This window comes from Pseudomonas sp. LAIL14HWK12:I7, from assembly GCF_000483465.1.
Taxonomy (GTDB): domain Bacteria; phylum Pseudomonadota; class Gammaproteobacteria; order Pseudomonadales; family Pseudomonadaceae; genus Aquipseudomonas; species Aquipseudomonas kermanshahensis.
In genome coordinates this window covers 199,617-212,220 of the sequence record NZ_AXYZ01000004.1, presented here as the reverse complement: position 1 = coordinate 212,220, position 12,604 = coordinate 199,617, and the positions used below count along the sequence as shown (strand labels likewise).

Annotated in this window: 11 protein-coding genes; 5 read left to right on the top strand and 6 right to left on the bottom strand. The window is 62.5% G+C overall.

Annotation, left to right across the window (positions count from 1 at the left end; all coding sequences use genetic code 11):
* The 5 genes from D886_RS0104960 to gloB all read right to left on the bottom strand — a co-directional run bounded on the left by D886_RS0104960 (position 1) and on the right by gloB (position 7,228).
* Positions 1 to 1,074, bottom strand: a complete 1,074-nt coding sequence (locus D886_RS0104960; protein WP_027592833.1) for a microcin C ABC transporter permease YejB — start codon at positions 1,072 to 1,074, stop codon at positions 1 to 3.
* A gap of 1 nt (position 1,075) precedes the next feature.
* Positions 1,076 to 2,911: an extracellular solute-binding protein gene (locus tag D886_RS0104955; RefSeq protein WP_027592832.1), complete on the bottom strand. Its 1,836-nt coding sequence runs from the start codon at positions 2,909 to 2,911 to the stop codon at positions 1,076 to 1,078.
* Entirely contained in the window at positions 2,908 to 4,737 is a 1,830-nt protein-coding gene (locus D886_RS0104950) for an extracellular solute-binding protein (protein ID WP_218186926.1), read from the bottom strand. The genes D886_RS0104955 and D886_RS0104950 overlap by 4 nt, the downstream gene beginning before the upstream one ends.
* 177 nt (positions 4,738 to 4,914) lie before the next feature.
* Positions 4,915 to 6,348: a lytic transglycosylase domain-containing protein gene (locus D886_RS0104945; RefSeq protein WP_027592830.1), complete on the bottom strand. Its 1,434-nt coding sequence runs from the start codon at positions 6,346 to 6,348 to the stop codon at positions 4,915 to 4,917.
* Positions 6,349 to 6,448: 100 nt separating this feature from the next.
* A complete protein-coding gene (gloB, locus tag D886_RS0104940; protein WP_027592829.1) occupies positions 6,449 to 7,228 on the bottom strand; it encodes a hydroxyacylglutathione hydrolase in 780 nt (259 codons plus the stop codon).
* An 85-nt stretch (positions 7,229 to 7,313) separates the two neighbouring features.
* Between gloB and D886_RS0104935 the strand changes: the two genes are divergently transcribed.
* From D886_RS0104935 to D886_RS0104920, 4 genes are all read left to right on the top strand, one after another.
* Complete coding sequence (locus tag D886_RS0104935) at positions 7,314 to 8,087, top strand: class I SAM-dependent methyltransferase (protein ID WP_027592828.1); 774 nt, start codon at positions 7,314 to 7,316, stop codon at positions 8,085 to 8,087.
* A 13-nt stretch (positions 8,088 to 8,100) separates the two neighbouring features.
* Positions 8,101 to 8,547 (top strand): ribonuclease HI, encoded by a 447-nt coding sequence (rnhA, locus tag D886_RS0104930; RefSeq protein ID WP_027592827.1) that lies wholly within the window; start codon positions 8,101 to 8,103, stop codon positions 8,545 to 8,547.
* Positions 8,548 to 8,606: 59 nt separating this feature from the next.
* Positions 8,607 to 9,365 (top strand): DNA polymerase III subunit epsilon, encoded by a 759-nt coding sequence (gene dnaQ / locus D886_RS0104925; protein ID WP_027592826.1) that lies wholly within the window; start codon positions 8,607 to 8,609, stop codon positions 9,363 to 9,365.
* Between the two features lie 71 nt (positions 9,366 to 9,436).
* Entirely contained in the window at positions 9,437 to 11,686 is a 2,250-nt protein-coding gene (locus D886_RS0104920) for an Orn/Lys/Arg decarboxylase N-terminal domain-containing protein (protein WP_027592825.1), read from the top strand.
* On the opposite strand, the gene D886_RS0104915 is transcribed toward D886_RS0104920, so the two are convergent.
* A complete protein-coding gene (locus D886_RS0104915) occupies positions 11,670 to 11,888 on the bottom strand; it encodes a hypothetical protein (protein WP_027592824.1) in 219 nt (72 codons plus the stop codon). The two genes, D886_RS0104920 and D886_RS0104915, sit on opposite strands and share 17 nt — an antisense overlap.
* 157 nt (positions 11,889 to 12,045) lie before the next feature.
* Here D886_RS0104915 and D886_RS0104910 point away from each other — a divergent pair, with 157 nt between their 5' ends.
* On the top strand, positions 12,046 to 12,603 hold the full coding sequence (locus D886_RS0104910) for an NADPH-dependent FMN reductase (protein ID WP_027592823.1): 558 nt from the start codon (positions 12,046 to 12,048) through the stop codon (positions 12,601 to 12,603).
* Position 12,604 lies beyond the last annotated feature (1 nt).

The window sequence follows — 12,604 nt, the reverse complement described above, 5'->3', positions numbered from 1 at the left end:
TCAGTGCTCCCGGCTGGCGAAGTCGATGCGTGGATCGACCAGGGTGTAGGTCAGGTCGCCGATCAGTTTCACCACCAGCCCCAGCAGGGTGAAGATGAACAGGGTGCCGAAGACCACCGGGTAGTCGCGGTTGATGGCCGCCTCGAAGCTCATCAGGCCCAGGCCGTCGAGCGAGAAAATCACCTCGATCAGCAGCGAGCCTGTAAAGAAGATGCCGATGAAGGCCGAAGGGAAACCGGCAATCACCAGCAGCATGGCGTTACGGAACACATGCCCGTACAGCACCCGCGAACGGCTCAGGCCCTTGGCCTTGGCGGTGACCACGTATTGCTTGTTGATCTCGTCGAGGAAGCTGTTTTTGGTCAGCAGGGTCATGGTGGCGAAGTTGCCGATGACCAGTGCGGTGATCGGCAGCACCAGGTGCCAGAAGTAGTCCAGCACCTTGCCGGTAGTGGACAGTTCATCGAAGTTGTTCGAGGTCAGCCCCCGCAGCGGGAACCAGTCGAAGTAGCTGCCACCGGCGAACAATACGATCAGCAGGATGGCGAACAGGAACGCCGGGATGGCGTAGCCGACGATGATCGCCGAACTGGTCCAGACGTCGAAGTGGCTGCCGTGGCGCACGGCCTTGGCGATGCCCAGGGGGATGGACACCAGGTACATGATCAGGGTGCTCCATAACCCTAGCGAGATCGACACCGGCATCTTCTCGATGATCAGGTCGATGACCTTGGCATCGCGGAAGAAGCTGTCGCCAAAATCCAGCTGGGCGTAGTTCTTGATCATGATCCACAGGCGTTCGGGCGGCGACTTGTCGAAGCCGTACATACGCTCGATCTCGGCAATCAGCGCCGGGTCCAGGCCTTGCGCGCCGCGGTAGCTGGAGCCGGCCACCGAGACTTCGGCGCCGCCGCCGGCGATGCGGCTGGTGGCGCCTTCGAAGCCTTCGAGCTTGGCGATCATTTGCTCGACCGGGCCGCCGGGAGCGGCCTGGACGATGATGAAGTTGATGATCAGGATGCCGAACAGAGTCGGGATGATCAGCAGCAGGCGGCGCAGGATATAGGCCAGCATCTCAGTTGGCCTCGCCCGCGGAGGCATCGGTGACGGCTGGGGTCACGCCAGGCTTGATCCACCAGGTGTCGATGCCGATGTCGTACTTGGGCGACACGCTCGGGTGCCCGATGTGGTTCCAGTAGGCCACGCGCCAGGTCTTGATGTGCCAGTTGGGGATCACGTAGTAGCCCCACAGCAGTACGCGGTCGAGCGCTCGTGCGTGGTTGATCAGGCTCTGGCGTGAGTCGGCGTTGATCAACTGTTCCACCAATTGGTCGATGGCCGGGTCACGCAGGCCGATGAAGTTGCGGCTGCCGGGGTTGTCGGCGGCGGCGCTGGACCAGAACTCGCGCTGTTCGTTGCCTGGCGAATTGGATTGCGGGTAACCGCCGACGATCATGTCGTAGTCGCGTGAGCGCAGGCGGTTGATGTATTGCGAAACGTCGACCCGGCGGATGTTCAGGTCAATGCCCAAGTCGGCAAGGTTGCGTTTGAACGGCAGCAGAATGCGCTCGAATTCGGTCTGGGCCAGCAGAAACTCGATGGACACCGGCTTGCCGTCCTTGTCTACCATCTTGTCGTCGACGATTTTCCAGCCGGCCTCCTGCAGAAGCTTGTAGGCCTGGCGCTGCTGTTCACGGATCATGCCGCTGGCGTCGGTGACCGGGTTGTGGAACGCCTCGCTATAGACCTGCTCGGGCACCTTGCCGCGCAGCGGTTCGAGTATTTTCAGCTCGTCAGGGGAGGGCACGCCCCTGGCGGCCATGTCGGAGTTTTCGAAGTAGCTGCCGGTGCGGGTGTAGGCACCGTTGAACAGCTGCTTGTTGGTCCACTCGAAGTCCAGCAGCAGGCTCAGCGCCTGGCGCACGCGGATGTCCTGGAAGACCGGTTTGCGCAGGTTGAAGATGAAACCCTGCATGCCGGTGGGGTTGCCGTTGGGCAGCTCTTCCTTGATCAAGCGGCCATCGCGGACCGCCGGGACGTTGTAGGCGGTGGCCCAGTTTTTTGCGCTTACCTCGAGCGCGTAGTCGAACGCCCCAGCCTTCAATGCCTCCAGCGCTACGGCCGTGTCGCGGTAAGCGTCGAAGGTCATGGCATCGAAGTTGAACTGACCACGGTTGATCGGCAGGTCCTTGGCCCAGTAGTCCTTGACCCGCTCGTAGCGGATGGTACGCCCGGCCTTGACCTCGGCGACTTTGTACGGGCCGCTGCCCAGCGGTATTTCCAGGTTGCCGCGGTTGAAGTCGCGGTTTTCGTACCAGTGTTTGGGTAGCACAGGCAGCTGGCCGAGAATCAGCGGCAGTTCGCGGTTGTTCTGGTGCTTGAACTTGAACAGCACCCGCAGCGGGTCTTCGGCGACCACTTCGGCAACGTCGGCGTAGTACTGGCGGTACAGCGGCGCGCCGTCCTTGATCAGGGCATTGAAGGTGAAGACCACATCGTCGGCACGCATCGGGTGGCCGTCATGGAAGCGGGCTTCGGGGCGCAGGTAGAAGCGTACCCAGCTGTTGTCCGGGGCTTTTTCGATCTTGCCGGCAACCAGGCCGTATTCGGTGAACGGCTCGTCCTGGCTCTGGCGCATCAGGGTGTCGTAGATGACGCTGATGTTTTCGGCGGCCACACCCTTGTTGATGAAGGGGTTAAGGCTGTCGAAGCCACCGAAGCTGGACTGGCGGAACGTGCCGCCCTTGGGCGCATCGGGGTTCACATAGTCGAAATGCTTGAAGTCGGCGGGGTATTTCGGCGCCTCGTCGTAGAGCGTCAGTGCGTGTTGGGGGGCGGCCAGCGTGGGCAGGCTCAGGCACGCGAGCAGCAGGCTGCCGGCCAGCTGGCGCAGGCGGTGCGTTGGCATCATTTGGCTTTCTCCGAAGGCTTGATCCACCAGCTGTTCAGCCCGAGGGTGTAGGGCGGCGTGGTGACAAAGGCGAACCGGTTGCGGTAGGCCAGGCGGTGATTGTCGAGATACCAGTTGGGGATCATGTAGTACTGCCATGAAAGCACGCGGTCCAAGGCGCGGGCGGCGGCGACCTGGTCGTCGCGGGTGCGCGCGGCGAGCAAGGTGTCGAGCAGGTGGTCGACCACCGGGTCCTTGACCCCAGCATAGTTCTTGCTGCCCTTGGTCGCGGCTTGGCTTGAGTGAAAGTACAGCCACTGTTCTAGGCCTGGGCTCAAGGTCTGGTTCAGGGTCATCAGAATCATGTCGAAATCGAACTGGTCCAGGCGTTGTTTGTACTGGGCGCGGTCCACGGTGCGCAAGCGTGCGTCGATACCGATGCTGGACAGATTTTCGACATAAGGTTGCAGGATACGTTCGAGGTTCGGGTTTACCAGCAGCAGCTCCAGGCGCAACTGCTGGCCTTTGCTGTCCACCAGGCGCTGGCCGCTGAGCTTCCAGCCCGCTTCGCCGAGCAGGGCCAGGGCTTGGCGCAGGGTTTGGCGGTTGATGCCGCGGCCATCGGTCTGGCTGACCTTGTAGGGCTCGCTGAAGAGCTTTTCGGGCAGTTGGTCGCGGAACGGTGCCAGCAGCAGCCATTCCTTGCCGGTGGGCAGGCCGCTGGCGGCGAATTCGCTGTTGGGGTAGTAGCTGGTCGAACGGCGGTAGGCGCTGCTGAACAGGGCGCGGTTGGTCCACTCGAAGTCGAGCATCAGGCCCAGTGCCTGGCGCACGCGCGGGTCGCTGAACGTGGCCCTGCGGCTGTTCATGAACAGGCCTTGGGTCTGGGTCGGAATACGGTGCGGGATCTGTGCCTTGATCACATCGCCGCGGCGCACCGCCGGGAAGTTGTAGCCATTGGCCCAGTTCTTGGCCTGGTGTTCGATATAGATATCGAACTCGCCGGCCTTGAACGCTTCGAACGCCACGGTGGCGTCACGGTAGAACTCGTATTCGACCCGCTTGAAGTTGTACTTGCCACGGTTGACGGCGAGGTCCTTGCCCCAGTAGTTCTTCACCCGTTCGAACACCAGCCGCCGGCCAGGCTCAACCTGGGTAATGCGGTAGGGGCCGCTGCCCAGCGGCGGCTCGAAGGTGGTCGCCTTGAAGTCGCGGCCCTGCCAGTAATGCTTGGGCAGCACCGGCATTTCGCCCAGGCGCAGGATCAGCAGCGGGTTGCCGGCGCGCTTGAAGACGAAGCGGATACGCAAGGGGCCAAGTATGTCTACCCGTTGCACTTCCTGCAGGTTGGTGCGGTAGAGGGGGTGGCCATCCTTGAGCAGCGTGCGATAGGAGAACGCGACGTCCGCCGAGGTGATCGGGTGGCCGTCATGGAAGCGTGCCTGCGGGCGCAGGTTGAACACGACCCAGCTGCGGTCCTCGCTGTACTCCACCGAGCGTGCGATCAGGCCGTAGCTTGAGGTCGGTTCGTCGCCCGACGGGTCGTACTGCCCGGTGCCGATCATCAACGGCTCGTTCAGCTCGCTGATGCCATATTGCTGGAAGTTTGGCGTGGTAATCGGGCTCGATCCCTTGAAGGTGTAAGGGTTGAGCGTGTCGAAGGTACCGAATGCCATAGCCCGCAAGGTGCCGCCTTTAGGCGCTTGCGGGTTGACCCAGTCGAAGTGGGTGAATGTAGCTGGGTACTTGAGCGTGCCGAACTGCGCGTATCCGTGGCTTTCGCTCACCATCGCGACGGCGGGAAAGCTCAAGGCCAGGCTGATTGACAGCAGGAGGGGACGTATCAAGTCGGCATCCGATCCAGAGGCGTTGGGCTTTGATCGAGTACAGTAACAGCTTGGTGGGGTTGGAAAAAGAGAGGTTTTGAAGGCGGTATTGGCGGGAAAGCCCAGTGCAGGTAACGCTGTACCTGTAGAAGCGGCCGTGCGTCGCATAAGGGCCGCAGCGCGGCCCCTGGCGTTACATCAATGCGACAGGTAAACAGTCAGCGTCTGACCGGGTTTGAGCGCATGCCCGCTGCGCGGGTTCCAGCGCTTGAGGTGCTTCATCTCGACATTGAAGCGCTTGGCCACGAGGTACAGCGAGTCGCCCTTGCGCACCTTGTATTGGGTTGAACGCTGCGAAGACGCCGCTACCCGGTTGCCCGCGGCGCTCGGCGCATTACCACCGCGCAGTGCCAATACCTGGCCTGCCTTCAGGCTGTTGCCCGACATGCGGTTCCAGCGCTTGATGTCCCGGACCGACACGCGGTTGGCCTTGGCGATGCTGCCCAGGTTGTCGCCCCGTTTTACCCGGTAGCTGCGCGCGGCCGTCGCGGGTGCCTTGGCTTCGGCCACGGCGCGGGCGAACACGGCCTTGTTCGGTTGCAGGCTGACCAATTGCTCAGGCTTGAGGTTGGACAGGCTGGCGGACAGCAATTGCGCCTTGGCAGTCGGTACCAGCAGCTGCTGGGGGCCGTCCACGGTCATGCGCTTCTTGAAGGCCGGGTTGAGCTGGATCAGTTCGTCTTCGTCGATGTCGGCAAAGGCGGCAACGCGCGACAGGTCGAGGCGATCATTGATGGCCACCGCCTCGAAGTAGGGTTCGTTGGCGATCGGGTTCAGGTTGACGCCATAGGCGTCAGGCGTGGACACCACCTGCGACAGGGCCAAAAGCTTGGGCACGTAGTCGCGGGTTTCCTGCGGCAGTGGCAGGTTCCAGTAGTCGGTCGGCAGGCCGAGCCGTTCGTTGCGTTCGATCGCACGGCTGACGGTACCTTCACCGGCATTGTAGGCCGCCAGGGCCAGCAGCCAGTCACCGTTGAACATGTCGTGCAGGCGGCTCAGGTAGTCCAGTGCGGCGTTGGTCGACGCGGTCACGTCGCGGCGGCCGTCGTAGAAATTGGTCTGGCGCAGGTTGAAGTGGCGCCCGGTGGACGGGATGAACTGCCACATGCCCGCTGCATGGGCACGCGAGTAGGCCATCGGGTTGTAGGCGCTTTCGATGGCTGGCAGCAGGGCCAGTTCCAGCGGCATGTCGCGCTCTTCGAGGCGTTCGACGATGTAGTGCAGGTAGAGGCTGCCACGCTCGCCCGCGCTTTCGATGAAGCGTGGGTTGCTGGCAAACCACAGGCGCTGCTGTTCGATGCGCGGGTTGACGTCGATGCTGTCCTGCAGGGCGAAGCCTTGGCGCATGCGTTCCCACACGTCCTGCGGCGCCTGCTCGGCCGGTTTGACCAGCAGCGGTGCCGGTTTGTGCTTGATCCGCGCCTGGTAGTTGTGCGCGCGAACGCTATCGGATTCGTCGAGCTGACGGGTGCTCTGGCAGCCCACCAAGGTGGCGGCCAGGGCCAGCGCACTGATCTGGGCCAGGCGCGTCAGGGCGACGGAATGAGAGGTTCTGCGGCTACGGGAAGGCATCGGCTGGGACAGGTTTCCGGGCGAAAAATTTCGGCGATTCTAGAAACCGCTACCCGCCGGGTCAACCGTTGTGCCGCACATGCGATATATCTTGAGGTTATCAGAAGGTGTCCTTCCAAGACCTCAAGGCAGCAAAAACAGCGACATGCGTGGTGTTTGAATGTCCCTTCCATTCGTCTGCTTTTTGTTTAACGGATGTTTCAGTCGTGCGAATAAAGGGGTTAGTCAGCCGTTCCAAACCGATGGTTGATGGCAATGTGATGCGATTTTCGGCGCGCAACTGGGTAACCTCGTCGAAGCGTTGCAGAACGTGCAGGTTCTGCGGTTCGACGGCTTTGGCAAAACGCAGGTTGCTCAGCGTGTATTCGTGGGCGCAATACACCTCGGTGTGCTCGGGCAGGGCGGCCAGGCGCTGCAGCGACGGGTGCATCTGTTCGGCGGTGCCCTCGAACATGCGCCCACAGCCGGCCGCGAACAGGGTATCGCCACTGAACAGCAGGGGCGTTGCCGGTTGCGCCGAATAGAAGGCGATATGGCCAAGGGTGTGCCCGGGCACGCCGATGACCTGGAAGGGCAGGCCCAGTACCGTGATTGCATCGCCGTCCGTCAGCGCTACATCGCGGGCGGGGATGCGCTCGTTGGCCGGGCCGTAGACCTTGGCATCGGTCAGTTGCTTGAGCCGTTCGACACCGCCGACATGGTCGTTGTGGTGGTGGGTGACCAGAATATCGGTCAACACCCAGTCGGGGTGGGCCGCCAGCCATCCTTCCACTGGGCCGGCATCGCCAGGGTCGACCACCGCACAGCGGCGTTTGGCAGTATCCTGTAACAACCAGATGTAGTTGTCGGAGAAAGCGGGGAGAGCATCGATCTGTATCATGGTGCGGATCCGTATCGCCAAGCGTGGGACATGAGGGCATCTTAGCCGCGATGGCGTGGCGCGAGAACCTTCGAGGGAGAACGCAATGACCGACCAAGCCTTTGCCCAGGCCGACCCCGACTGGGTCGAGCTGATCAGCCTGGCCCGTGAGTGGTTCAACGGCCCGCTCGGGCAACTGATGCTCAAGGAAGAAGAAAAACTGCTGGAAGAAGAGCTCGGGCGCTTCTTCGGCGGTTACCTTGTGCACTATGGGCCCTGCGCCGAAGCACCGCCCAGCGCCCCTCAGGTACAACGCAACGTGCGCCTTGGGGCACCGCTGCCGGGGGTGGAGATCGTCTGTGAGGAGCAAGCCTGGCCGTTGAGCGAGCACGCCGCCGACGTGGTGGTGCTGCAGCATGGCCTGGACTTCAGCCTGTCACCCCATGGCCTGTTGCGCGAGGCCGCCAGCGCCGTTCGCCCGGGTGGGCATCTGCTGATCGTCGGTATCAACCCCTGGAGCGGTTGGGGCATGCGCCACCTGTTCAGCCATGGCGCCCTGCGCAAGGCGCGCTGTATCTCGGCTTCCCGAGTGGGCGACTGGCTCAACCTGCTGGGCTTCGCGCTGGAGAAACGCCGCTTCGGGTGCTATCGTCCGCCGCTTGCCTCGCCGGCCTGGCAGCAACGCCTGGCGGGCTGGGAACGCGCGGCAGGCAACTGGCAAACCTCGGGCGGCGGCGTCTACCTGCTGGTGGCGCGCAAGATGGTGGTCGGCCTGCGGCCGTTGCGCCTGGAGCGCCGCGAACCCATGGGCAAACTGCTGCCGCTGCCGCTGGCCAAGGTCAACCGTACGGCGGCCAATCCTGATTCTGAAAAGCACTGAACAAGAGTGGTACATGAGCGATAGCGTCGAAATGTTTACCGATGGCGCCTGCAAGGGCAACCCGGGCCCTGGCGGCTGGGGCGTGCTGATGATCTACAAGGGCGTCGAGAAGGAACTGTGGGGCGGCGAACGCGAGACCACCAACAACCGCATGGAGCTGATGGCCGCGATCCAGGGCCTGATGTCGCTCAAGCGTGAATGCGAGGTGGTGCTGACCACCGACTCGCAGTACGTGATGAAGGGCATCAACGAATGGATGGTCAACTGGAAGAAGCGCGGCTGGAAGACCGCCGCCAAGGAGCCGGTGAAAAACGCCGACCTTTGGCAACTGCTCGACGAACAGGTCAACCGGCACAAGGTGAGCTGGAAGTGGGTGCGCGGCCACATCGGCCACCCGGGCAACGAACGCGCCGACCAGCTGGCCAACCGTGGGGTGGATGAGGTGCGCGCCGCGCGCTGAGCTGGGGTACAATCCCCGGCTTTGTCACTTTTGTCACTGAAGCAAGTGGGAGCCCCCGCGTGGAGCAGCAGCAAGATAAACGCCTGGTCATTCTCGATACCGAAACCACCGGTATGCCGGTCAGTGAAGGCCATCGCATCATCGAGATCGGTTGTGTCGAGGTCATTGGCCGTCGCCTGACCGGGCGGCATTTCCACGTCTACCTGCAACCCGATCGCGAGAGTGACGAAGGCGCCATTGGTGTTCACGGCATCACCGACACCTTCCTGATCGGCAAGCCACGGTTCGCCGAGGTCGCCGAGGAGTTCTTCGACTTCATCCAGGGCGCCACGCTGGTCATCCACAACGCGGCGTTCGACGTTGGCTTCATCAACAACGAGTTCGCCCTGCTGGGCCAGCACGACCGCGCCGACCTTTCGCAGCATTGCACCATTCTCGATACCCTGCTGCTGGCGCGTTCCCGGCACCCGGGGCAGCGCAACAGCCTCGACGCCCTATGCAAACGCTACGACATCGACAACTCGGGCCGTGAGCTGCACGGCGCTTTGCTCGACTCGGAACTGCTGGCCGACGTCTACCTGGCGATGACCGGTGGCCAGACCAGCCTGTCGCTGGCTGGCAATGGCGCTGAAGGTGATAACGAAGGGCAGGGCAGTGGCGGTAGCGAGATTCGCCGCATTGCCGGCCGTGCGCCGGGGCGGGTGATCATGGCCAGTGCCGAAGAGCTCGAGGCGCATGCCGAGCGGCTGGCGGCAATCGCCAAGTCGGCCGGGGCGCCTTCGATGTGGCAGGCGTTGACCGAGGCCTCTGCGGGCTAAACCCCACCACACAAGGTCGCACCTGCAACTACCCTGAAAAGGACACCCCGTCCTTCAGAGGTAGTTGCCTGATGTACAAGGACCTCAAGTTCCCCATCCTCATCGTCCACCGTGCGATCAAGGCCGACAGCGTCGCCGGTGACCGCATACGGGGGATTGCCGAAGAGTTGAGCCAGGATGGCTTTGCCATTTTGGCCGCAGCGGACCACGCCGAAGCGCGACTGGTCGCCGCCACCCACCACGGCCTTGCCTGCATGCTGATCGCAGCCGAAGGCGTGGGCGAAAACACCCACCTGCTGCAGAACATGGCCGAGCTGATTCGCCTGGCCCGCTTACGTGCGCCAGACCTGCCGATTTTCGCCTTGGGCGAACAGGTCACCCTGGAAAACGCCCCCGCCGAGGTCATGAGCGAGCTGAACCAGCTGCGCGGCATTCTGTATCTGTTCGAAGACACCGTGCCGTTTCTCGCACGCCAGGTGGCCCGCGCTGCCCACAGCTACCTCGACGGCCTGCTGCCGCCCTTTTTCAAAGCCCTGGTGCAGCACACCGCGCAATCCAATTACTCCTGGCATACACCGGGCCACGGCGGCGGCGTGGCCTATCACAAGAGCCCAGTAGGCCAGGCCTTCCACCAGTTTTTTGGGGAAAACACCCTGCGCTCGGACTTGTCAGTTTCGGTGCCGGAGCTGGGTTCGTTGCTGGATCACACCGGCCCGCTGGCCCAGGCAGAGGCCAGGGCCGCGCGTAATTTTGGTGCCGACCACACCTTCTTCGTGATCAACGGCACCTCCACCGCCAACAAGATCGTCTGGCACGCCATGGTCGGCCGTGATGACCTGGTGCTGGTGGACCGCAACTGCCACAAGTCGGTGGTCCACGCGATCATCATGACCGGGGCCATCCCGATCTATCTTTGTCCGGAACGCAATGAGTTGGGCATCATCGGCCCGATCCCGCTCAGTGAATTCAGCCCAGCTTCGATCCAGGCAAAGATCCAGGCCAACCCCCTGGCCCGTGACCGCGGGCAGCGCATCAAGCTGGCGGTGGTGACCAATTCCACCTACGACGGCCTGTGCTATCACGCCGGGCTGATCAAGCAGACGCTCGGTGCCAGCGTCGAGGTGCTGCACTTTGACGAGGCCTGGTTCGCTTATGCGGCGTTTCATGAATTCTTCGAGGGGCGCTACGCCATGGGCACCGCCTGCGCGGCAGACAGCCCGTTGGTGTTCAGCACCCATTCCACGCACAAGTTGCTGGCGGCGTTCAGCCAGGCGTCGATGATTCATGTGCAGGACGGCGCCAGGCGCCAGCTGGACCGGGACCGCTTCAATGAAGCGTTCATGATGCACATCTCGACCTCGCCGCAGTACAGCATTCTGGCGTCGCTGGACGTGGCCTCGACCATGATGGAAGGGCCGGCCGGGCGTTCGCTGTTGCAAGAAATGTTCGACGAGGCGCTGAGCTTTCGCCGCGCGCTGGCCAATCTGCGTACGCACATCGCTGCCGCCGACTGGTGGTTCAGCATCTGGCAGCCGCCGACGGCAGAAGGCATCCAGCACCTGGCCGCGCAGGACTGGCTGCTGCAGCCAGGGGCAGAGTGGCATGGTTTTGGGGAGGTGGCGGGCAACTACGTGCTGCTCGACCCGCTGAAGGTGACCTTGGTCATGCCCGGTTTGAGCGCAGGCGGTGTGCTGGGCGAACAGGGTATTCCGGCAGCGGTGGTCAGCAAGTTTCTCTGGGAGCGTGGGCTGGTGGTAGAAAAGACCGGCCTGTACAGCTTCCTGGTGCTGTTCTCCATGGGCATCACCAAGGGCAAATGGAGCACCTTGCTGACCGAGTTGCTGGAGTTCAAGCGCCACTACGATGGCAACACGCGGTTGAGCGCCTGCCTGCCCAGTGTGGTGGCAGCCGATGCCTCACGTTATCAGGGGATAGGGCTGCGCGACCTGTGTGACCAGTTGCACGAATGCTACCGCGCCAATGCCACGGCCAAGCAGCTCAAGCGGCTGTTCACGCGTTTGCCGGAGGTGGCTGTCAGCCCGGCCCGGGCGTATGACCAGATGGTGCGCGGCGAAGTGGAGGCCGTCCCGATCGAGGCCCTGCTGGGACGGGTAGCGGCGGTGATGCTGGTGCCGTATCCGCCTGGCATTCCGTTGATCATGCCGGGAGAGCGGTTCACCGAAGCGACCCGCTCGATACTCGACTACCTGGCATTTGCCCGGGCGTTCAACGATGGCTTCCCCGGTTTCGTCGCCGACGTGCATGGCCTGCAGAACGAAAACGGTCGCTACACCGTGGATTGCATCAAGGAATACGAATGATCTCGACGCCGGTCTGTGCCAGCTCGAAACGGTTTTCGCCCAGGTGGTTGACCCGATCGCCGATGGCCAGGCGATAGGTGGTGATTGGCGCGCCCAATGTGCTGCCGTCGACTTGGAGGGTCGACTCTTGGAACTCGTGGACGGGGTAGATGCGGCCTTCGGCGTCACGGGCGTGGAATTGGCCGACCATTACTGCTGCCATTTGGGTGAAAACCTCTGAATTACGTAAGAAATGTCTGGAAACATAGACCGTACAAGATACCCGGAAGTTTTCGCCGGGTGGAAAAAAAACCAAAGCGCCGAGAAACGGTCATCTATAACTACAACGTCCTCTTAGCCAGCAAAGGTTGGAAATCGCCATGAGCCAGGTGTATTCGGTAGCGGTCGTCGTCGGCAGCTTGCGCAAGGATTCCTACAACCGCAAGGTAGCCCGCGCACTTTCAGAGCTGGCGCCGTCCAGCCTTGCCTTGAAGATTGTCGAGATTGGCGATCTGCCCCTGTATAACGAAGACGTCGAGGCCACCGCGCCAGCGTCCTGGAAGCGCTTTCGTGACGAGATTAGCCGCAGTGACGCAGTGCTGTTCGTCACGCCGGAGTACAACCGTTCGGTGCCGGGTTGCCTGAAGAACGCAATCGATGTTGGCTCACGGCCTTATGGCGAAAGCGCTTGGAGCGGCAAGCCGACGGCAGTGGTGAGTGTGTCGCCGGGGGCCATTGGCGGCTTTGGTGCCAACCATGCCGTGCGCCAGTCGCTGGTGTTTCTCGATATGCCTTGCATGCAGATGCCTGAGGCGTACCTAGGGGGCGCGGCGAACCTGTTCGAGGAATCCGGCAAACTCAACGATAAGACGCGGCCGTTTCTGCAGGGGTTTGTCGACAAGTTCGCGGCGTGGGTGAAGTTGAACAGGGCGGTCTGAA